The organism is Gemmatimonadota bacterium (assembly GCA_041390125.1).
Lineage (GTDB): Bacteria > Gemmatimonadota > Gemmatimonadetes > Longimicrobiales > Gaopeijiaceae > JAGQIF01.
Genome location: JAWKQN010000013.1, coordinates 149,888 through 170,545, shown reverse-complemented (window position 1 = coordinate 170,545; position 20,658 = coordinate 149,888). Strand labels below are relative to the sequence as shown.

Here is a 20,658-nt window from a genome sequence, read left to right as displayed (position 1 = left end):
CCTTCAGTACTCCGCGTCCAGGAACCAGCGCCCGTCCCCGAGCAGATACAGCCCGCGCAGGTGCCCCCACCCGAAGACGCCCCGCGCGATCTCCAGGGACGCCACCACCTTGCCACCCAGGTCCATCTGCGTCAGCGCGTTCATGAGCTTCTGGTTGACCTGCCCCATCACGTAGTCCTGGATCACATGCAGCTCGAGATCCTCGTGGGTCGTGCGGAGCTGCACGCCGGCATCGAACGTCGGCACCACCTGCTTCACGCTGAACGCGCCCGTCGCGGGATCCGCGGCCAGCACGATCCGGATCTCGAGCGCCGGGTTGGTCAGGTCGGCCTGGAAGGGAAGCGCCGGACCGTCCGCCATCTGGCCCTCCTCCCAGTTCTGCGGATCGAGGCACGAGCCCAGGGAGGCGCCTACCGATCCCAGGAAGCTCGCGAAGCAGGGGATGTTGATGCCGAAGCAGGTGCTCCGCGGGATCCGGAACGTGCCGCAGGTCCAGCACGGCACGTAGTCCAGGAAGGTCCCTTCCACCTCCGCGCCCGCCGTCTCGAACCCGATGTCGATCTCGATCTCGAGGTTGTCCCCGCCCACCGACCGCGTGGTCACCGTGGTGGAGTTGGAGGCGAAGTCGTGCACGTCCGACGTGATGCCGAGCTGCTGATCCGTGGGCACCTCGAACGCGACCGTGCTGCCCTGCATGGCCACTCCGCCGAACGTCCCGCTCGGGAGGGTCACCGTCCCCACGTTGGGCTCCGCCCCCAGCGTCACCGTCATGCCCTCGATCGGCTCGACGATCATCGCCGGCTCCACCACGTGGTAGGCCAGCGCCTTGGCGCTGCGCGTCGCCGAGCGCGTCAGACGCTCGAGTCGGAACCAGCCCGAGTCGAAGTCGCGGAAGCGCACCTTCAGCCACTCGCCCTCCCAGGTGGCTCCGTTCGCCTGGTACGTGTGCGGCGTGCGGCCCAGGATCTCCCCGCCGACACCGCCGAAGTCCGCGTTGAGCTGGTCCAGGTCCCGGTAGCGGATGAGCATCTCCACCACCCCGTCGGACGGATCCGGTGCGATCCCCACCACCTTGGCCGGGTCCACCACCCCCTCGTTCTCGATGAGCTGGCCGCTCCGTCCAGGTCTGTAGTCCGCGATGCGGTAGCGGTCGATGGTCGGCGCGGGCACCTCGTACCCGGCCGATTCCAGGAAGCCGTAGGGAGAGCTGAACTCCACCTCCATGTCGTACATGGCCTGCAACGCCTGATGCACGTCCAGCCCCCAGACGAGCCGGAACGCCTCCACGATCTCGCTTCCGCGAAAGCCCGCCGGGTGCAGCACGTCACCGGCCGGCGCGGGCGCCATCTGGTAGGCGTCGTGCAGCACCCGGGCGGTCTCCAACGTGGTCGCGCCTTCGGCCTTCATCTGGGCCACCAGGTCCTCCGCCGGCATCCGCAGGACCTGGGCGGCCACGAAGCGCAGCTCGCGCGGATCGAAGTCCGCCCGCTGCATGACGTCCATCACCACCGCGTTGCGGGCTCGGTAGACCTCCACCAGCGCGGGCGCCGTGGCGCGCGCATCGTAGCCGGCCCGGCGCAGGACGGCGGCGCTGCCGGCCACGTCCAGGCGGAAGGCCGGCTGCAGCCCGGCCGCCGTGGCCTTGGCATCGTACCGGGCGGCCCGCAGCACCTGTGCGGTCCCCGCCGCATCCAGGCGATGGTCCCGGGCGATCTGTGCGGCCACCGTCTCGACCGTCGCCCCCTTCGATTTCATCGCCTGCGCCTGCTGCACGGCTTTGGCGTCCTGCGCCGAGAGCGTCCCGGCTGTGAGGAACGCGAGCACCAGCGCCGCAAACGGGGCCCGGCGGGTCGATGTCGAGCCGGAGCTGCATCGACGGGGGGAGCTTGACCGTTGAGGAGAGTTACACCGTTGGGGGGAGCTGCGCCGATGCGGTGAGCTCTGCCGACGCGGTGAGCTCTGCCGATGCGGGGAGCTCTGCCGATGCGGGGAGCTCTGCCGAAGCGGGGAGCTCTGCCGATGCGGGGAGCTCTGCCGTTGGGGCGAGCTACACCGACCGGGAATGCGGGCGGACATGGAGCCTCCGGGCAGGACGGCGGGGTCGCGGGCGCGCCCCGCGGTTCACTGCTCCCTAGCCCGAACCGCCCCGCCCCGGATCACGCGGGGAGCAGACGGCGTGAGGGCGCTACTTCACGGGGCGTGCAGGGCGCGGGTCGGGCTCCACCGGCCGCAGCAGCAGCCCCGTGAGCCCCCCGCCCGGCCCCACCTTGATGGACGCCTGCACGGCGCCCCGGGGATAGCGCACCCGGTACACAAACGTGCGGTCGTCCCCTTCCGTCCCCGTGGCCAGCAGGTCGATGGCCTCGATCGCGCCCCGGTCGCGAAGCAACGCGGCGTAGGCCGCGCTCATGCGCGGCACCACGGTCTGGCGCACGAACTCGAAGTCGGACAGCCTCAGCTCGCCGCGTGCGGTCTTCTCCAGCACCCGCCGGAGCAGCGCGGTGACCTCGGGATCCCGGTCCGCGATCGGCATGGTGGGCTCCGTTTCCTCCAACATCGGATCGATGACGGCGGCGATCCTCCGCGAGGTGTCGGACGGACGGGCGCTACGCTGGTTGGCCAACACCACGATGGTGAGATCCCGGTCCGGATAGCGGATGAGCTGCGTCTGGAAGCCCTGCCACGAGCCCGCATGCTCCTGGACGGGTTGGCCGTTGACGCTTCCCAGGAACCAGGCGAACCCGTACGGATGGGTGTTGCCGCTGTTCAGACGGGTCGGCGCGAGCATGGCGTCCCAGCTCTCCTCCGACAGCACCCGCCGCTCGCGCACGGTGCGCGCCCACGCGATCAGGTCCTCCAGGCTGAACAGCATGGAGCCGTCCGCCGTCGTGTTGAGCGTGGGGGACACCCACGTCTGGTGGACCCACTCGCCGTCGGCGTCCAGCGCATAGCCGGACGCGCGATGCGGCACCACCGCCGCCTCGGAGATCACACGCACGGTGGGCATGCCGGCCGGGTCGAAGATGCGCTCGCGCAGATACTCCCAGTAGGGCCTCCCCGTCACCTGCCCGATCGCGATGCCCAGCAGAACGTACCCGGTGTTCGAGTAGTTCCAGCGTGTGCCGGGCGCGAACTCGAGGGCCATGGCGAAGGCCATCGTCTGGATGTCGTCCTCGGTGTAGTCGCGCCGGTAGTCGAACCCCTCGCTCGTGTAGTCGGGCACGCCCGACGTGTGCGACAGCAGGTGCCGGATCGTGACGCCGGACCAGGCCGCCGGCGTGCGCGGGAGATAGGTGGAGAGCGGCGCGTCGAGCTGCATGCGGCCCTCCTCCACCAACGCCAGGACGCCCGCCGCCGTGAACTGCTTGGCCAACGAGCCGGACTGGAACAAGGTCTGCGGCGTCACGCGCACCTGGTGCTCCAGGTTGGCGAACCCGTAGCCCTTGGCGATGCGCACCGCGTCGCCCTCCAGGACGGCCACGGCCATGCCGGGCACGCGCATCGCGGCCATGTCGGCCTCCACCACGGCGTCGATGGCGGGCTCGGGGATCGCGGGTCGGCCGGACACCGACTCGGCGGCCGTCGGGTCGTTGCGCGTGGACGCGGTGGAGATCGGCGCGCGCCACCACGGCGTCGGGAGTGGCTCCACCACCGGCCACACCGCGTCCAGCGTGCGCGCGTCGCGCAGCACGCCGTCCTTCATGACCCAGGCGATCTGCTCCGCATGGCGCACGCCCGTGAGCGGGTCGGCCTCGAGCACCAACAGGTCCGCCTTCTTGCCCGGTTCGAGGCTGCCCAGGTCGTCGGTGAGTCCCAGCGCGCTCGCCCCCAGGATCGTGGCCACGCGCAGCACGTCGTGCGGTCTCATACCCCCTGCCTCCAGAAGTCGCATCTCCCAGTGGTTCTGCAGCCCCTGCATCTCGCCGTGCCCGCCCAGCGCCACCCGCCCTCCGGCCTCCAGGATGTCGGCCGCGCCCTGCGCCACGTCCGCGTCGTTGTAGTCCTCCGGCGGGAACCAGAGCAGGCGCGTGGACGTGTTCTGCCAGAGCTCGCCCGCCGGGAACCACGGCGCCAGCCGCGCGTTCAGGTGCGGGCGCTCCTCGGCCTGCAGCCGGTAGATGGGCAGCGCGCCCCCGAAGGACACCAGCAACGTGGGCGTGTAGGCGATCCCGCTCCGCGCCACGAGCTGCACCAGGTCGTCGTGGATGGGCGCATCGGGAAAGGCGTGCTCGTTGCCTGCGAAGCCGTCGATGGCGTGCGTCAGGTCCATCTTGGTGTCGGAGCCGCCCTCGGTGGTGGTCAGCATCCCGAGCGTTCGGCTCGCTTCGGCCATCCACTGCCGCTGCTGCCGGTTGCCCACCAGGTAGGACTTGACCATCCAGGTGCCGTGATCGTCCCGGTAGCGCTCCAGCAACGCGCGCGTGTCGTCCAGCGATTGGAAGTCGCGGTCGAGGAACACGCCCGGCCCGGTGGACAGCACGCGCGGACCGGCGGCCGCGCCCGTCTCGATCAGGTCGGCATAGCCGAAGATGTCCGCGCTGCTCTGCGGATCGCGGATCGTGGTGGTGCCGAACGCGAGGTTGGCGTAGGCCTGCGGTGACTCGGGCTCCAGGATCTCGGCGCTGAGCGCGCCCCGTCCCACGCTCCAGTGCGCATGCACGTCGATGATCCCGGGCATGATGGTCCGGCCCGTGACGTCCAGGATGCGGGCACCTGCGGGCACCGGTACGCTGCCGCGGGGACCGAGGGCCGCGATGCGATCGTCCGTGATCACGATGTCGGCGTCGGGGACGATCTCGTAGCCGCGCATCGTGATCGCGCGGGCGCCCCGGAGCACCAGGGTCCCGCGGCCGCCCGCACGCGGCAGCCGCACGTCCACCTGGACCGAGCGCGGGACGAGCGCGCCACCGTGCACGCGGGCGTCGTCGACACGCTCCACCGTGCGGCCGTGCACCCACACGAGCGAACCGTCCCCGCCCCACGTGAAGGTCTGGGGCGCGTCCGCGTCCGAGGTTGCATCGGACCCCAGCGCATCGAGCTCCGGCGGGGCAGCGTCGTCGCCAGGCCCACGCTCCGGGAACGGCAGCACGTGGACGCGCTCGCCCACGCGCGCGGCGACGCGGGTGCCGTCGGGGCTCAGGAGCAGCTCGCGCACGGCTCCCGCGAAGCCCAGGCCCTGCCCACGCGCCAGCGTCGCGTGCACCCGCCGATCTCCGCCGGTGAGCGCGAAGGAGACCAGCCCGTCGAAGGGAGACGTGAGCAGGACCCGCTCGGGATCGGGCCCGAAGTGGGGTCGGCGCAGCGTACCCGCGGGTGCGATCACCCGGAAGGCGGCCGTGGTGGCGCCACCGCCCCCGTGCTCCGTCCCATCCAACGCGCTCGCACCGTCGGTCACCCGCGGACGCCCGGGCTCGGATCGGATCGCGTCCGGGCGCGCAGGACTGGACGGGGCGGCACCGGCCCCGTTGTCCACCGCCACCCACACCACCTCCGCGTCCGGGGGCACCAGCTCGGGCGCCGCGCGCGCCGAGCCCACGGGGGCCCGGAGCGCCACCAGGGCGCGGCCGTCGGGCGTCCAGGCCGGGTCCACCCAGAGGGCCGGACCACCCCCAACCGCCCGCGGCTCCCCCCGTCCGTCCCGGCGGGTCACCCAGAGGTGACCTCCCTCCGCGCCCCAGGTCACGAACGCCACCTGCCGGCCGTCCGGGGAGACGGCCGGCATGAACTCCCGGGGCCGCTCCGACCGGGTCAGGCGCTCCGGCCGCTCCCCGGCCCGCCCCGCCACCCAGATCCGCCCCAGGGCGGAGAAGACCAGGCGGCCGTCCGGCCCCACGGCCACCTGGTCCACCCGTCGGGCCCGGACCGGCCCGTCCGGCAGGCGCACCCGGACGTCCGGGGCGGGACGGGTCTCCACCCGGACCTGGGCCTGGAAGGGCACGACCTCGCTCGCCGAGCCGTCCACGGGGAGCCGGTGGATGCGGCCCCCGTACGCGGCCATCACGGCCGCCCCGTCCGGCGTGAAGGCCAGGTCCGGCAGCACATCGCGCGACGCCCTCGACTCGAGCGCGTTCCGGTCCACCGGATAGGCCAGCCAGCGCTCGCGCGCGCGCTGCAGGTCACGGAGCCGGAGCCCGGTGCGCCCATCCTGGACCGCGCCGTACACCAGCCAGCGGCCGTCCCGGGACAGCACCGGCTTCATGGGGCTCGTGCCCTCCAGCGCGACCGGCTCTTCCCGGCCGCTGCCCAGGTGCCGGCGCAGGATCCGGGTGGACGCACCGTTCCGGCTGCCGTACGGGCGCGGCGTCACCGCGGTGTACCAGAGCCACTCCCCGTCCGGGGCGGCGTGCGCGCCATACGGGCCCGGGGCGGGGCTGGAGACCAGGGGCTGGGGCGGGCCGTTCGCGTTCTCCACCAGCGGCGCGCCCTCCCCCGTCTCGACATCCCAGCGCCACAGCGCGGCCGTCCGCGCGCCGTAGGCATCCACCACGGTCGCGAAGACCGCGCGGCCGTCCGCCGACCAGGCCGGAGACAGGACCAGCGAGCGCGGGAGGGTGCTCAGGGCGTGCGCGTCGCTCCCGTCCGCCGTGGCCAGCCAGACGTTGTCGGAGCCGGTGCCGTCACTGATGAATGCGATGCGGGCGCCGTCTGGCGACCAGCGGGGCTGCGACTGGAAGGCGGGGCCGGTCAGGAGGGGGCGTGCCTGTCCGCCTCCGGCGTCGAGCGTGTAGACGTCTCCTACCAGCTCGAAGACCAGGGTGCCGTCGACCGGGGACACGTCGAGCGAGATCCAGGTGCCTTCGGCCGTCGTGTACTCGAGCACACGGACGGAGTCGCCGGGCGAGGCCTGGGCCGCGAGGTGCGGACACGCGACCGCGGTGATGACCAGCGCGAGGAGCGTCGAGGGAAGGCGGGCCTGCCGACCGCGCCGGGATGCTGCGTGCACGAAGGGTCCAACCCGCTGACGGGAGACGGGTCCCGGAGTCCGCGGTGGAGCGGCGCCCGCCCCTTCCGTTACGGCCGGTAGTCCAGCAGCACGCTGAACCCGTAGCGCCGGAAGTACGAGTCGCCGATGTCCGTCTCGGCCCGGGTCCATCCGAAGCGGATGGCGCCGTCCAGATTGGCAGCCACCGGGCGGCTCAGCAACAGATACGCGACGGTGGCGTTGTCGGCCTCTTCGCCCGGCGCCACGCGCGCGGTCTCGAGCTCGAGCAGATAGCGCTTGAGCGTGAAGACCCCGTAGACGTTCGCGGTGATCTCCCACGGGAGCGCCATACCGCTGACCACGCTGGCGCGCAGCGCGTCGTATTCAACGCGGCGCGAGTTGGAGCGGTTGAAGATGCCCTCGGCGCCCAGACGCAGATCCATACGCGACCCGCCGTAGCTCCACTGCGCACCCGCGCGCACGGCGTGGTCGCGCCGGAAGGGATCGGAGGGCAGCGCGGTGCCCTGGCGCTCGTAGTGCGAGATGTCGAGCCCGCTGAAGAAGCGCACCCGCCAGGCCGCGGTGCCCTGCCAGGAGGCGCCCAGTTCCGTCTCGAAAGCGCGTCGGTCCAACAGGTCGAGCTGCGGGGTGAACACCAGTGAGGTGTAGTCGGAGATCTCGCCACCGACGCTCACGTCGAACGAGACGTCCCGGGCGGGCGGCAGCAGCAGCCGCAGCTCACCCGTGGCCATGCCGTAGCCCGGCTGGATGAACAGCGGGATCGGCGGGCGGTCGGCGACGTCGCGTCCGCGCGCGCGCACGCTGGCCATGAGGCGGCTGGCGCCCAGGTCCTGGCGGAAGTTCAGCGCGACGTTGCCCACCCACTCGCGGGGGGCGTAGTCGCGCACCTCGAAGCCCGTGGCGGCGAACTGCCGCAAGCCGGCGTCGAAGCCCACCCACAGGTCGCGCGTCGCGCCCTCCAGCAACCAGAGCTGGCCCCGCCCGGCGAACTCACCCACGGCGGCCTGGGCCGCCTCGGTGGAATCCACCTGGGGGACCGACACGGCCGCCAGGTTGCCCTGATATCCCTCCAACGAGAGTCCGCCACTCACGTGCAGGTCACGCCACTTGATCTGGGCGTCGGCGTCGGCGGGCGAAAGCGCGCTCGCCCCGGCGAGCGCCACCACCCAGCTCCAGCCGCACCGCTTGCGCAGCACACGCCCCGCGGGAGTTCCGCTCACTCGGTGATCTCCTGCGCGCGCTGCTTCAGGTGTCCGGCGCGCTCGCGGGCTTCCTCGCGCAGCGACTCGTAGCGGGTCAGCAGATCGCGCAGCTCTCCCATGCGCTCCTCGAGCGGGATGGGCGTCGCGGACTCACCGGCCTCCGAGCCCGCCGGCGGCACCTCGCGCGCCGGACCCACCGGCAGGTTGGTGTCGCCGTACCGGTCGAGCCCCGCCAGGAAGCCGCCCATCACCCGGTCGCGCTGCGCGCGCTTCTCCAGGTCGGACAGCTCCTGCTCGATGGTGCCGATCAGTGTGTCGTAGCGCGCCGCGTAGCGCTCGAGCAGCTCCGCCTTCGCGGACAGCTCCCGTGCGCCGTCCGTGGGGGACGCCATGATGTTGGGCAGGACCACCGGCGTCACCTGCATCTCGGGAGGCGCCTCGCGGTCGAGCTCCTCAAAGCGGTTGGAGAGGTCCTCGTAGACGAGCGCCAGCGTGCGGCGCTCGTTGTCCGTGCTCGTGTACTGGAGTTGGTCGACGAGCAGATCCATGCGCTTGTCGATCAGGTCCTTGAGCGCGAAGCGGGCCTGCTCCAGCGCGGTGGCCGTCTGCTCGACCCGACGATCCGCGCTGCCCAGATCCGTGGTCACGCCGAGCAGCTCGCGGTAGGCGTTGTTGCGGCGGGCTTCGTCGCCGGCGATGCGCGCGACGTTCAGCGAATCGGACCACTGCTCGAAGCGGCTCTGCAGGGCCCGGCGCGCGGCCTGCGCGCTCTCGAGCGCGGAGAGCGCCGCCTGGTATTCGAGCTCCCGTTGCTCCTGGGCCTGCTCCACCGCCTGGGCGGCCAGCGGCGCGGGCGCGAGGACCGGCACGGCCACGAGAGAAGCCGCGCCCAGCAGCCCTGCGAGCACGACCGCCGCACGCACCCCTCCCCGGCACCCGCGACGAGCGCGGACGGGGGGAGCGGAACGGCGGCGAGCAGTCATCCCTCGATCCCGTACTTGGCCAGCTTGTAGTGGAGCGCGCTGGGCTTGAGCCGGAGCAGGCGGGCGGCCTCGGCCTTGACGCCTCCCGCCCGTTCCAGGGCCTGGCGGATCAGGCCTTCTTCGATACGCTCCAGCTCTTCCGTGAGGTCCATCCCGGCCTCCGGCAGATCCGGGCCCTCCGGTTGGGCCTCGCCGTTGAGGGAGCCCAGCGGCGGCAGATCTCCGGCCTCCAGGACCTCCCCCTCCGCCAGCACCAGGGCCCGCTCCACCACGTTCTCCAGCTCCCGCACGTTGCCTGGCCACGTGTGCCGCGACAGCCGCTCGAGCGTGGACGGCGCGAGCGTCCGCACGGAGGTGCAGGTGCGCTCGCGCAGCTTCTCCAGGAAGTGCTGCGCGAGCACCGGGATGTCGGAGCGGCGCGCGCGCAGCGGAGGAAGCGTGAGCGGCACCACGTGCAGGCGGTAGAACAGGTCCTCGCGGAAGGAGCGCTCGGTCAGCAGCTCTTCGGCCGAAGCATTGGTGGCCGCGATGATGCGCACGTCCACGGGCACCGTCTGCTCGCCGCCCACGCGCTCGAGCTCCCGCTCCTGCAGGACCCGCAACAGGCGCACCTGCGTGTTGTGCGAGATGGTGGCGATCTCGTCCAGGAACAGCGTCCCGCCGTGGGCCAGCTCGAAGCGACCCCGGCGCTGCCGCTCGGCACCGGTGAAGGCGCCCTTCTCGTGCCCGAACAGCTCCGAATCCAGCAGGCTCTCCGAGAGCGCGCCGCAGTTGACTCGGATGAAGGGGCCGGACGCGCGACTCGAATGCGTGTGGATGGCGCGGGCCACGAGCTCCTTCCCCGTCCCGGACTCGCCGTAGATCATGACGGTGGAGTCCGAGCGGGCCACGCGGTCCACCCAGCGGAAGACGTCCTGCATGACCTCGGAGCCGCCGACCAGCTCCCCGTACCGCTCGCCGAAGTGGGCGCGGGCGGCGGGACTCCGGTCCGTCGCGATGGGCCGGTCCGGTGCGGGAGAGGTCGCCGATCCGTTCCCGCCATTGGCGCGCGCCCGCTCGGCGCGCTCCGCCAGGAGCCGGTCCACCTTGACGCCGAACTCCTCGGAGGAGAACGGCTTGGAGATGAAGTCCACCGCGCCGAGCTTCATGGCCTCGACGGCGTTCTCGACGGTGCCGTAGCCGGTCATGACCAGCACGTCCGTGCCGGCGTGGCGCTCCTTGATGCGCCGCAGCACCTCGATGCCGTCCACCTGGGCCATCTTGAGGTCGGTGATGACCAGGTCGGCCCCGATCTCGGCCAGCAGCTCCAATCCCCGCTGCCCGCTCTCCGCGGATACGGTGCGATGACCGCGGCGCCGGAGGAGGAGCTCCAGGCCCTCCCGCATGGAGTCGTGGTCGTCGATGATCAGGAGCTGGGCCACGAGGTCTTCCTGCCAGGTCGCTGAAGACATGGGCACCCCGCGTTCGGCGGCGGGGGACACACCTCTACGGAACAGACTCGAAATATACCCGGAACTCGGCGCCCTCCCCAGGAGCGGCACCGTTCGGGGCCAGCTCGAGGCGGGCTCCGTTGGCCTCGGCCATCTTCTTGACGATGGCAAGTCCCAGGCCCGCGCCCTGTTCCTTGTCGGTCACGAACGGCTCGAAGATGCGTTCCCGCAACTCCTCCGGCACGCCGGGCCCGTCGTCGCGTACGGACAGGACCACGTCCCCGTCCTCGCGCCGCCCCCGCACCCACACGGTCCTGCCCGCCTGCGCCCCGTTCCGGATCAGGTTGAGCACGAGCCGCTTCACCTGGTCGGGGTCGGCCCGCACGCGGAGCGGCTCGTCTGCCACCTCCACGCGGATCTCCCGCCCCTTGGGGCCCATCTCGGCCTGGACGATCTCCGCGGCGTCGGCGATCGGATCCCGGACGTCGTGCAGCCGCGGCTCGGCGTCGGCCGGCCGGGCATAGGCCAGGAACTCGGTGATGATCGTGTTCAGGGCCTGCACCTCGCCCCGGATCCGGGAGATGATCCTCCTGCGCTCCGTGGGATCGTCCGAATCGGCGGCCACGGCCGCCAGCAGCTCCATGCCCCCCAGGGGGTTCCGGATCTCGTGGGCCACCTGCGCCACCATCAGCTCCAACTGACGTCGCTGATCGATGAGTCCGACCCGCATCCGCTCCATGGCGCGCGAGAGGCGGCCGATCTCGTCCGTCCCCTCGGTCGGGATCGGGTCCTCCATCCGGCCCCGTTGGATCCGGAGCGCGGCGTGGGAGAGGCGGTCGAGCGGGCTGGTCACCCGGGTGGACAGGAGCCCGGCCAGCAGGACGGCCAGCAGCGCGGCGCCGATCGAGCCCAGGATGAGCGTCCGGCGCAGCCGGACCAGCGCGGCCTGGTAGTTGGCCGGGATCTGGGCGGCGATCATCAGGGAGGGCTCCGCCACGGCGGGGTCGCCCAGCCGCACGAAGCCGTACTTGTAGAGCCGACCGTCCACGTCGAAGAGGTCGGAGGTGGCGCTTCCGGTCTCCCAGGCCCGATCGATGGCCTCGCGGTGCGACCCCAGCACGTAGAGAGGGGCGCCGATCGGGAGGGAATCGGTGGGCGCGGTGGAGACCAGGACCCGGAGGTCGCGGCGGATCAGGTAGGCGGCCGCCACGTACCGGGTCATCAATCGGAGACGCTGGGCGAGGAGCTGATAGGCCTGGGTCTGCTCCATGCCCGGGGTCAGCCCTACGGCCAGGCCCTCCATCCCGCCCACGTCGGCGGTGATCCCGGCCACCGCCAGGAGCTTCTCGTCCAGCTCGCGCTCCACCTGGGCGCGGGTGAAGGTCCAGGCCAGCAGGCCTCCCGCCACCGTGAGGGCGAGGGCGAAGGCGACGAACGTCAGGACGAAGCGCCGCCGCAGGGTCATCGGGCCCGACTCCGGGTCATCGATGGGCGACCCGAGGGAGCGGGACCGCCGCGACCCCGCTGGTTCAGACGCACGGGACCCGCTCGACGCGCGGGTCGGCGAAGCGGACCAAATTCGTGACGCGAGGCGCGACGACGATGTGATAGGGGATCTGCGTGCGGGAGGCCGGCGAGCAGAAGTCCCCGGGCTGGCGCTCGTAGAACTCGACCAGCGTGGTGCCCAACCCCTCCTCGACGATGCGCCGCACCTCGATCGAATCACCGGCCTCCGGAACCGGCCCGATGGCGGCCACCACCACCATCTGCCGCTGCCAGTCCACGTTGGGGGGCGCCTGGTCCTGACCCTTGTGCTGGCGCCAGAACGTCGCGAACTCGGCGGGCGCGTTGGTGGAGGACGAGGGCGCGTTGGGACCGAGCCGGAAGACGCGCGGCTGGGTCAGGCTGGTGGCCAGGGAGCCCTCGCCCTTGTCGAGCGTGCCGAAGGGCAGCGTCCCGACGTAGCGGGATTGCCACCGCTCGCCCAGCGCGAAATCCCGGGCCAGCACGGCGGCCTGCACGACGCGGCTGGCGCTCTCGCCCGGGCCCGCGCCCTCCGGCGTCAGGTCGCCGAGCGTGCCCTCCGCGCAGCGCGTCCAGCGGATGCGGCCACCGCTGATCGAGTCGCTGATCTGGACGATGACCTTGGAGCGCGAGTCCCGACCGTCCCCGAAGCAGTCGGGCGACAGGTCCGGATCGAGATCCTCGATGCCCAGGAGCTGCAGCGCCGGCGTGTCGTTCAGGTGGGTGATGAGGGTCGCATACCCTCCCTGGTAGAACGCCGGATTCCCCGGTGCGCGCATGAGGTCCTGGTCCCCGACCCGGCCCTGGTAGCTCACGCTCTCCAGGATCTGCCAGGCACCGTTGGAGTTCCACGAGAACACCTGCTGCAGCTCGCCCTGGGTGCTGGCCGTCCCGTTCTGCACCACGATCAGGGGAGAGACCACGGTCACGCGGATCTCGCCCAGCTGCCCGAAGCGGAACTGCCCGGGCTGGGTGCCGGTGTCCGAGGCGCACGCGCCGATCCCCAGCGCCACCAGGGCAAGGAAGGGCAGCAGAGGCCCCCACACCGGTTGACGCCGCACCCGGAACGGGCCGAACGTTGGGACATGGACCATCGTGAACGCCTCAAACGACTTCTGAAGGAGCGCTCGCTGAAGCGCGGCGATTTTACCCTCGCCAGCGGCGCACGTTCGAGCTACTACGTGGACGCCAGGCGCACAACCATGAGCGCCGAGGGTCAGTTCCTGACCGGGCGGGTCGCCCTGGACGCCCTGTGGGCCGAAGGATTGTGGCCCAATTGGGTGGGCGGCCTGACCATGGGCGCCGACCCCGTGGCGTATTCCCTGGCCCGCGCCAGTTGGGAGAGCGGCCACCCGATCGACGCCTTCTCCGTGCGCAAACAGGCCAAGGAGCACGGGACCGGCCAGCTCATCGAGGGCGGCTTCGAGCCCGAAGGCGCCCAGGTGGTGATCGTGGAGGACTCCATGACCACCGGGTCGAGCGCGCTCCAGGCCATCTCGGCCGTGGAGGCCGCCGGCGGCACGGTGCTGGCCGTCCTCACCGTGGTGGACCGCGAGGAGGGCGGGCGGGAGCGCCTCGAAGAAGCCGGTCACAAGCTGGTCTCGCTCTACACGGCCACGGAGCTCCTCGCGGAGGACGCCCCCGAGGGCGACGAGGGTTCGGAGGCGGATTCGGACGAAGGCGTCGCGAGCGGCGAGGCCGTCCAGGGCTGACCGGGGCGGGCGGATCGGTCCGCCCGCGGCGGAGCGGGTCCAGGGCCGACGGTCCGGGCGGCTCGGCCGCCCGTCTTCCCGCCGCAGCGGTCGGGTCGGGAACCCGCGTCGCGCCTCCGGGCTTGGTGGGGCACGTCCCCAGCCCGTGGAGGTCCGGTCCCGTGTCCCGATCCGTTCCGCTCGCGTCCCCGTCTCGCGCGTGGGCGCTGCTCGCGCTCCGTGTCTCCCTCGGCTGGCTGCTCGTGGTGTGGGGTGGCGACAAGCTCACCAACGTGGAGCACGCCGTCCGGGTCTCGGAGGGCTTCTACCTGGGCCTGCTCACGGGCCCGTCCGCGCTCCAGGCGTTCGGGGTGGTGCAGACCCTGGCCGGACTGCTCGTCGTCCTGGGCTTCGCCCGCTCCCTGGCCTATCCGTTCCTCGCGGCCGTGGCGCTGGTGACCTTCCTCGCGGTCTGGAAGTCCATCGTCGATCCGCTGGGCCTGGTGCTCGAGGGGGGCAACCCGGTGTTCTACTCCTCCGCCGTCATCCTCGCCGGCACGTTCGTGCTGTGGTCCTTCAGGTCGGACGACCGCCTGGCGCTGGACGCCCGGCGCGCTCGGCCACCTGGCGCTTGAGGCGGGTCAGGATGGCGCCGAACCCGCGCAGCCGCTGCGGGGAGACCACCTCGGCCAGGCCCATCCGGGCGTAGAAGTCGTTCGGGACCGCGAGCACCGCGTCCACCGACGCGCCCTCGAGGCCATCCTGCAGGATGCCGGCGAAGCCTCGCACGGTCGGGGACTCGGGTGGGCAGTCGAAGTGCATGTGCACGGCGCCGGCCTCGTCGATCTCGCTCGACAGGAAGAACGGCGTCTGACATTCGTGCACCTGCTCCAGCCGGTCGCGGTTGCCTTCCAGCTCGGGCGGGAGCGGGGGGACCTTCTTCGAGAACTGGAGGAGCGCCTGCACGCGCAGGTCCTTCGGGGCCTGGGCGAAGCGGTCCACGGTGCGGGCGAGTCGGGGCGGGAGGCTCATGCTGCAAGGTAGCCCGCGGGGCGCACACGGGTTCCGTAACGACGGAGTCACGTTCGACCGCTCCGGCCTCCGGGCCCGACAGAACCCGTCGCTGGACGGTTGCCCCCTCGCGCGGCCGGGGCCATCGTCTCTTCATCATCCCCGACCCCAGGAGTGCGTCATGACGCTTCCCGTCGACAATGATCCGCGCTTCCGCGCGTTCGCCCATCCCGACCGCCTCGTCTCCACGCAGTGGCTCGCCGACCACCTGGACGATCCCGACCTGGTGGTGGTGGAGTCCGACGAGGACGTGCTGCTCTACGACACCGGCCACATCCCCGGTGCCGTCAAGATCGACTGGCACATGGATCTGAACGATCCGGTGGTGCGCGATTACCTGGACGGGGAGCGCTTCGCGGAGATGATGTCCGCCAAGGGCATCTCGCGCGACCACACCGTGGTGATCTACGGAGACAACTTCAACTGGTGGGCAGCCTACGCGCTCTGGGTGTTCACGCTGTTCGGGCACCCGGACGTGCGCCTGCTGGACGGCGGACGGAAGAAGTGGTTCGCCGAAGGGCGCTCCACCACCACGGACGTCCCGAGCCGGCAGCGCACGGAGTATCCGGTGGTGCAGCGCGAGGATCGTTCGATCCGCGCCTTCCGTGACGACGTGCTCGCGCACATGAAGAAGAACGCGAAGCTGATCGACGTGCGCTCGCCCCAGGAGTATTCGGGCGAACTGCTGCACATGCCGGACTACCCGCAGGAGGGCGCGCTCCGCGGCGGACACATCCCGGGCGCGGCCAACGTGCCCTGGAAGCGTGCGGCCAGCGAGGACGGCACGTTCAAGAGTGCGGACGAGCTGCGGAAGATCTACGAGGGCGAAGTGGGTCTGGACCCGCACGACGAGGTCGTGGCCTACTGCCGCATCGGTGAGCGGTCCTCCCACACCTGGTTCGTGCTGACCCACCTGCTCGGCTACAACAAGGTGCGCAACTACGACGGGTCGTGGACGGAGTGGGGCAACATGGTGGGGGCGCCGATCGAGAAGTAGGGGGGAGGCTTCACAGCCAGGACGGAAGACGTCCCTGCGGGACACGATCGGGCACCACACCGTAGCTTTCGCCCGTCCTGCGCCCCCGAACGTCGCATCCGGTTGTGTCCTCCGGCGCGTCCGAGGGGATCTTCTTGGGTGAACTGCCCTACCTAGGGATCGTAGCAGCGGTGTCCGCTCTGAGGTCAAGGATGACGGTCACGCCCGTCTCGGTGGTATGGTCCCGCTGTACGGATTCAAGACCGGGACGCCACGACCGTCCACGTCGCGCGTGTTGCGGGTCACGAACGTGAGGTCATGAACCTGGGCGGCCGCGAGGAGCAGCCCATCGATCACGGGTAGAGGCCTACCGGAACGCTGGGCCTCTGCCGTGAGGTGGCCCCATGCGAGGATGGTGGGCCGAAGCAGCGGCAGCAGGCGCGGTCCGAACTCTCTGGGAAGTGCTCTTCGTGACCAGTCGTGGAGTTGGCGACGCCGAGGGTGATCCGCGGCGAGGAGCTCGATCCCCTTCTCGATCTCTCCGAGTGTGAGTTCGCTCAGGTATAGATCGAGGGGATCCTGCGCGGCGGCCCAAACCAACAGACCCTCGTCGGACCTCCTCGCGATGTCGGAGACGACGCAGGTGTCGAGCAGGAAGCTCACAGATCGATGTCCCGACCAGTATCAGGCGGCCTGGAAAGATCCAATCCGACATCGGCCAGCGGAGATTCCACCAGGAACTCGACGATCCCCACGGCCGGGCGAGTCAGCCGGTCATACTCCTCCGCGGAGATGACCACGACCGCGTCGCGGCCTCGGCGCGTGACGCGCTGGGGTTCTCCTGCCATCGCCCTCCGCACCAGGCGGCTGAACTGGTCCTTGGCATCCTCGAGCTTCCACTTCGGCATGATCATCCTCCTTGCCGAGATCAGACTGGCCAGTCTGGCCAGTTGTGTCAAGGAGCAGGGATCAGATCAAGCGCTGCCCGATCAGAGGGTCTGAGCCCACGCGTAGTACGTGCCGTCGCCACGCAGGTCCACGACGTACTCCAGGGTCATGTTGTCCGCCATCAGGTTGCGGACGGTGTAGTTCGCGTACTGGCACAGCCAGCGCTCACGCCAGGACGCGCACGACCCGGCCGGACGGGATCATCCGCGCAACGCCGGAGCTACCCCATCCGGTCGCACTTCAACGCCCACTGCCCCGCCTGGCTCACTCCGTTGGAGATGTAGCTGCCCCCGGCCAGGTTGCCGCCGGAGAAGAAGGGAAGACCCTGTTGGGTGTTGCCCTGCGCCACCATCCCGTCCGGGGCGATCCGCCAGCGGCCCTGGGCCATGAAGGGCTCGGGATAGCCGATCACCTGGGCGAAGTACTGCCCCTGGGCCATGAACGTCCCGTCGTCGTTCAACTGGATGACGTACGCGTAGCTCCAGTTGTCCGCCATGAGGTTCCGGACCGTGCCATTGGCGTGCTCGCAGCGCCACGTCCCTATGAAGCCCCGGGAGTCCTGTTGCGCTTCGAGTTCCGCAGCTCCGAGGAAAAGGAAGGCGCCGCACGCGATCGCGCGCAGCGCCTTTGGGATGCGTCCGTCCACCTGGTGCCCGCCTGCTGGAGTCCTCGAGGAACCTCTCCTTCAGGACACGCGCGGGCGGGGAGCCTCGCGGATCAGTCGAGCAGCCGGAGCGGCATCACCAGGCAGAGGTAGGACTCGGCGGAGTTGTCGTCCGACCAGACCGGCTCCAGGGTGGCCGCCCGCTCGGGGGCCTTGAAGGCCAGCTTGACCTCGTCGGTGGGCATGTAGCGCAGCACCTCGAGGAGGTAGTTGGCGTTGAAGCCGATCTCGATCTCCTCGCCCGCGTAGGAGAGCTCCAGCTCGTCGTGCCCTTCGCCGAGGTCGGGCGTCAGCACGTTCAGATGCATCCGGTCGTTCTCGAACTTGAGCCGGATGCGGTGGGTCTGGTCGCTGGCCACGACCGCCATGCGGCGCACGGCGGATTCGAGGACCTTCTTGTCGACCATGGCCTCCTTGTCGTTGTCCCGCGGGATGACCTGCTCGTAGTTGGGATACGAGCCTTCGATCAGGCGGGTGTAGACCTCCGTGGTCCCCGACTTGAAGCCCAGGTGGTTGCCGGCCTGACCCACGCTCACGCCGTCCCCGTCCTTGAAGAGGCGCTGGACCTGGTGGAGCGCGGCGGGCGGCACGATGAAGTCCGAGCTCTTGCTCGCGCCCGTGGTCACGCGCGTGCCCATGCGGGCCAGCCGATGCCCGTTGGTGGCCACCATGCGCATTTCGCCCTCCCGGACCTCCCAGAGCACACCATTCAGGATGGGGCGGCTCTCCTCGGTGGAGACGGCGAACGACGTGCGCTGGATGAGCGTGAGCAGGCTCTGGACGGACACGGTCCAGCCCATCTCGAAGTCCACGTCCGGCAGGGTGGGGAAGTCCTCGCTGGGCAGGCCATTGATCTTGAAGTGGCTCTTCCCGCACCGCAGCTCGAGCTGATCTCCACGCGTGGCCACCTGCACGGGCTGGTCCGGCAGCTCCCGGGCGATCTCCTGGAGCTTCTTCCCCGGTGCCGTGATGGCGCCCTTCTCCCCCACCTCCGCCGGGATGTGCACGCGGACCGAGACGTCCAGATCCGTCCCGGACAGCCACACCCCTTCGGGCGTGGCCTCGATCAGGATGTTGGACAGCACGGGCAGCGTGGTCTTGGACGGGATGCTCGCCGAGACGGCTGCGAGACCGGTGTGCAGGTTCTGGCGAGTGATGGTGAAGTTCATCGAGCCTCCCAACTCGGTCCGTGTCCGGTTCGACCCGTGCTTTCCACGGCGGCGGTTCTAAACTCCTCTATAGAACAAGAGAATAGCAGTAGTAGTAGGGGCTGTGGAAGTGTGGAACGGGACCGGAGGGACCGCCCGATTTCCGCGCCACAGCGCCCTTTCGTGCGGGTGCTCGACCTGTGGACCCGCGCTGCCCCGGATGTGGAGGATGTGGAGGGGATCGGGGGAACATCCGGCTTTCCCCATTTGCCCACGTTTCCCCCAGCGCTTTCCACGCGGCTACCCACGGTCATGGGGCGTCGCTCGTGAGGGTCCGGCGCACCCGGCGGATGCGCTCCGCCAGGCCTTCGTCCTTCGACACTTCCTGCTCCACCTTGCGGATGGAATGGATCACCGTGGAGTGATCACGCCCTCCGAACATGTGCCCGATCCAGACCAGGGACGGGTCCAGGAGGTCCTTGATCAGGTACATGGCCACCTGCCGGGGCACGGTCAGGTCACGGGTCCTGCGCTTGGAGGAGAGCGACTGGGCGCTGACGTTCCATTCGCGCGCCACCGCTTCGCGCACGCGCTCGGCCGACAGGTGGGAGCGCGCCGCGTCGGCCCGCGTCACGTCGCCCAGGGCCCGGCGGGCCAGGTCGTCGTCGATCTCCCGGTGGGTGAGGGAGGAGTAGGCCAGCAGCTTGATGACCGCACCCTCCAGCTCCCGCACCGACGACGTGCAGGATCGGGCGATGACGTCCAGCACCGATTCCTCGATGGACAGCCCGTCCTGGGCGGCCTTCTTGCGCAGGATGGCCACCCGCGTCTCGTAGTCGGGGGGCTTGATGTCCGCCACCAGCCCCCACTCGAAGCGGGAGACCAGCCGCTCCTCCAGCCCCGGGAGCTCCTTGGGCGCCCGGTCCGACGTCAGCACGATCTGCTTGCGGGCGTCGTAGAGGGCGTTGAAGGTGTGGAAGAACTCCTCCTGGGTCCGCTCCTTCCCCTCCAGGAAGTGGATGTCGTCCACCAGGAGGAGATCCATCTGTCGGTAGTGCCGGCGGAACTCCGCGGTGGTCCCCTGCTGGATGGCGGTCACCAGCTCGTTGGTGAAGCGCTCGGAGGGGACGTACGCGACCCGCATGCGCGGGTTGAGCCGGACGATCTCGTTCCCGATGGCGTGCATCAGGTGGGTCTTGCCGAGCCCCACGCCCCCGTAGAGGAAGAGCGGGTTGTACATCCGGGCCGGCTGCTCGGCCACGGCCAGACAGGCGGCCACGGCCAACTGACTGTTGTTGCCCACCACGAAGCGGTCGAAGGTATAGCGCTCGTTGAGCTGGGCGTGGCCCGAATCGGGCGCGGGCGGCGGGAGGGGGGTCTCGCTGCGGCGGGCCGGCTGGTCGGACAGGGAGGGGATGGACAGAGCGGCGCCCACCGCGCTCGGCCGGAGCTGGATCCGGAGCGGCCGGCCCAGGGTGCTCTGCACCAGGTCCTGGAGCAGCCCGCCGTACTTGTCCTCGATCCACTTCACGTGGAAGTCGGATGGGGCTTCCACCAGGAGCGCGTCGTCGGTCACGCCGACCGGCTGCGTCCCCGCCAGCCAGGTCCGGTAGCTCTGCTCCGGGACGGCTTCTTCGGCGGTGCGCAGGACCCGGGACCACAGTTCCTGTGCGGTGAGCTCCATGCGCGGGCCGGGACCGGTTGAAGGTGGCGGGGTACGGGCTCCCGACGGGGGTCTCGGACGGGGGCCGCCGCGCCTCCGGCCGTTCGGGGGGCGCCGAAGCTAGGAGGGCGGTGTGGAAAAGTCAAAGGTGCGCCCCGTTGACCCTGTGGGCGCCCCGCGGATACCTTTTCAAGCTCTGTCCCTGAAAAACGGCCGCGCGTCCCTCCTCGGGTCGGACCGCTCCGCCGAAGAGGCGCATATCCCATGAAGCCCAGCTACAATCCCCGCAATCGCAAGCGGAAGAACAAGCACGGGTTCCGGGCCCGGATGGCCACGAAGGGCGGTCGCAAGACGCTCAACCGTCGCCGTCGCAAGGGCCGCGGACGCCTCGTCGTCACGATCGGCTCCAAGTAAG

The 20,658-nt window shown here is 70.6% G+C and carries 17 protein-coding genes; 4 read left to right on the top strand and 13 right to left on the bottom strand.

Annotation, left to right across the window (positions count from 1 at the left end):
• Positions 1 to 3: 3 nt before the first annotated feature.
• The 7 genes from R3E98_15530 to R3E98_15500 all read right to left on the bottom strand — a co-directional run bounded on the left by R3E98_15530 (position 4) and on the right by R3E98_15500 (position 13,176).
• Positions 4 to 1,755, bottom strand: a complete 1,752-nt coding sequence (locus tag R3E98_15530) for a hypothetical protein (protein MEZ4424822.1) — start codon at positions 1,753 to 1,755, stop codon at positions 4 to 6.
• Between the two features lie 430 nt (positions 1,756 to 2,185).
• Positions 2,186 to 6,943 (bottom strand): serine hydrolase, encoded by a 4,758-nt coding sequence (locus tag R3E98_15525; GenBank protein MEZ4424821.1) that lies wholly within the window; start codon positions 6,941 to 6,943, stop codon positions 2,186 to 2,188.
• Between the two features lie 68 nt (positions 6,944 to 7,011).
• Positions 7,012 to 8,163: a hypothetical protein gene (locus tag R3E98_15520; GenBank protein ID MEZ4424820.1), complete on the bottom strand. Its 1,152-nt coding sequence runs from the start codon at positions 8,161 to 8,163 to the stop codon at positions 7,012 to 7,014.
• A complete protein-coding gene (locus R3E98_15515) occupies positions 8,160 to 9,068 on the bottom strand; it encodes a hypothetical protein (protein MEZ4424819.1) in 909 nt (302 codons plus the stop codon). The genes R3E98_15520 and R3E98_15515 overlap by 4 nt, the downstream gene beginning before the upstream one ends.
• A 56-nt stretch (positions 9,069 to 9,124) precedes the next feature.
• Positions 9,125 to 10,579, bottom strand: a complete 1,455-nt coding sequence (locus R3E98_15510) for a sigma-54 dependent transcriptional regulator (protein ID MEZ4424818.1) — start codon at positions 10,577 to 10,579, stop codon at positions 9,125 to 9,127.
• A gap of 34 nt (positions 10,580 to 10,613) precedes the next feature.
• Positions 10,614 to 12,023, bottom strand: a complete 1,410-nt coding sequence (locus tag R3E98_15505; GenBank protein ID MEZ4424817.1) for a HAMP domain-containing sensor histidine kinase — start codon at positions 12,021 to 12,023, stop codon at positions 10,614 to 10,616.
• Positions 12,024 to 12,087: 64 nt separating this feature from the next.
• A complete protein-coding gene (locus R3E98_15500) occupies positions 12,088 to 13,176 on the bottom strand; it encodes a hypothetical protein (GenBank protein ID MEZ4424816.1) in 1,089 nt (362 codons plus the stop codon).
• Here R3E98_15500 and pyrE point away from each other — a divergent pair.
• On the top strand, positions 13,168 to 13,794 hold the full coding sequence (gene pyrE / locus R3E98_15495; GenBank protein ID MEZ4424815.1) for an orotate phosphoribosyltransferase: 627 nt from the start codon (positions 13,168 to 13,170) through the stop codon (positions 13,792 to 13,794). The two genes, R3E98_15500 and pyrE, sit on opposite strands and share 9 nt — an antisense overlap.
• Before the next feature lie 161 nt (positions 13,795 to 13,955).
• Entirely contained in the window at positions 13,956 to 14,408 is a 453-nt protein-coding gene (locus R3E98_15490) for a DoxX family membrane protein (protein MEZ4424814.1), read from the top strand.
• Here the strand turns inward: R3E98_15490 and R3E98_15485 are convergent.
• A complete protein-coding gene (locus R3E98_15485; protein MEZ4424813.1) occupies positions 14,350 to 14,805 on the bottom strand; it encodes a SufE family protein in 456 nt (151 codons plus the stop codon). The two genes, R3E98_15490 and R3E98_15485, sit on opposite strands and share 59 nt — an antisense overlap.
• A 160-nt stretch (positions 14,806 to 14,965) precedes the next feature.
• Here R3E98_15485 and R3E98_15480 point away from each other — a divergent pair, with 160 nt between their 5' ends.
• A complete protein-coding gene (locus R3E98_15480) occupies positions 14,966 to 15,841 on the top strand; it encodes a sulfurtransferase (protein ID MEZ4424812.1) in 876 nt (291 codons plus the stop codon).
• Between the two features lie 198 nt (positions 15,842 to 16,039).
• Here R3E98_15480 and R3E98_15475 read toward each other — a convergent pair whose 3' ends face one another.
• From R3E98_15475 to dnaA, 5 genes are all read right to left on the bottom strand, one after another.
• Complete coding sequence (locus R3E98_15475) at positions 16,040 to 16,483, bottom strand: type II toxin-antitoxin system VapC family toxin (protein ID MEZ4424811.1); 444 nt, start codon at positions 16,481 to 16,483, stop codon at positions 16,040 to 16,042.
• Positions 16,480 to 16,734: a type II toxin-antitoxin system Phd/YefM family antitoxin gene (locus tag R3E98_15470; protein MEZ4424810.1), complete on the bottom strand. Its 255-nt coding sequence runs from the start codon at positions 16,732 to 16,734 to the stop codon at positions 16,480 to 16,482. Before R3E98_15470 ends, R3E98_15475 begins: the two co-directional genes overlap by 4 nt.
• A 254-nt stretch (positions 16,735 to 16,988) precedes the next feature.
• A complete protein-coding gene (locus tag R3E98_15465; protein ID MEZ4424809.1) occupies positions 16,989 to 17,264 on the bottom strand; it encodes a hypothetical protein in 276 nt (91 codons plus the stop codon).
• Between the two features lie 221 nt (positions 17,265 to 17,485).
• Complete coding sequence (gene dnaN / locus R3E98_15460; protein ID MEZ4424808.1) at positions 17,486 to 18,601, bottom strand: DNA polymerase III subunit beta; 1,116 nt, start codon at positions 18,599 to 18,601, stop codon at positions 17,486 to 17,488.
• Between the two features lie 289 nt (positions 18,602 to 18,890).
• Positions 18,891 to 20,264 carry a chromosomal replication initiator protein DnaA gene (gene dnaA, locus R3E98_15455; GenBank protein ID MEZ4424807.1) on the bottom strand — a complete coding sequence of 458 codons (1,374 nt, stop codon included), beginning with the start codon at positions 20,262 to 20,264 and terminating at the stop codon, positions 18,891 to 18,893.
• Positions 20,265 to 20,507: 243 nt separating this feature from the next.
• Between dnaA and rpmH the strand changes: the two genes are divergently transcribed.
• Positions 20,508 to 20,657, top strand: a complete 150-nt coding sequence (rpmH, locus tag R3E98_15450) for a 50S ribosomal protein L34 (GenBank protein MEZ4424806.1) — start codon at positions 20,508 to 20,510, stop codon at positions 20,655 to 20,657.
• The last annotated feature ends 1 nt before the right edge of the window (position 20,658 follow it).

Excerpts from the sequence above, each read along its gene's own strand:
- R3E98_15530 (MEZ4424822.1), bottom strand. The coding sequence starts at position 1,755 with ATGAAATCGAAGGGGGCGACGGTCGAGACGGTGGCCGCACAGATCGCC.
- R3E98_15510 (MEZ4424818.1), bottom strand. The coding sequence starts at position 10,579 with ATGTCTTCAGCGACCTGGCAGGAAGACCTCGTGGCCCAGCTCCTGATC.
- R3E98_15505 (MEZ4424817.1), bottom strand. The coding sequence starts at position 12,023 with ATGACCCTGCGGCGGCGCTTCGTCCTGACGTTCGTCGCCTTCGCCCTC.
- pyrE (MEZ4424815.1), top strand. The coding sequence starts at position 13,168 with ATGGACCATCGTGAACGCCTCAAACGACTTCTGAAGGAGCGCTCGCTG.
- R3E98_15500 (MEZ4424816.1), bottom strand. The coding sequence starts at position 13,176 with ATGGTCCATGTCCCAACGTTCGGCCCGTTCCGGGTGCGGCGTCAACCG.
- R3E98_15485 (MEZ4424813.1), bottom strand. The coding sequence starts at position 14,805 with ATGAGCCTCCCGCCCCGACTCGCCCGCACCGTGGACCGCTTCGCCCAG.
- R3E98_15480 (MEZ4424812.1), top strand. The coding sequence starts at position 14,966 with ATGACGCTTCCCGTCGACAATGATCCGCGCTTCCGCGCGTTCGCCCAT.
- R3E98_15470 (MEZ4424810.1), bottom strand. The coding sequence starts at position 16,734 with ATGATCATGCCGAAGTGGAAGCTCGAGGATGCCAAGGACCAGTTCAGC.
- R3E98_15465 (MEZ4424809.1), bottom strand. The coding sequence starts at position 17,264 with ATGGCGGACAACTGGAGCTACGCGTACGTCATCCAGTTGAACGACGAC.
- dnaN (MEZ4424808.1), bottom strand. The coding sequence starts at position 18,601 with ATGAACTTCACCATCACTCGCCAGAACCTGCACACCGGTCTCGCAGCC.
- dnaA (MEZ4424807.1), bottom strand. The coding sequence starts at position 20,264 with ATGGAGCTCACCGCACAGGAACTGTGGTCCCGGGTCCTGCGCACCGCC.
- rpmH (MEZ4424806.1), top strand. The coding sequence starts at position 20,508 with ATGAAGCCCAGCTACAATCCCCGCAATCGCAAGCGGAAGAACAAGCAC.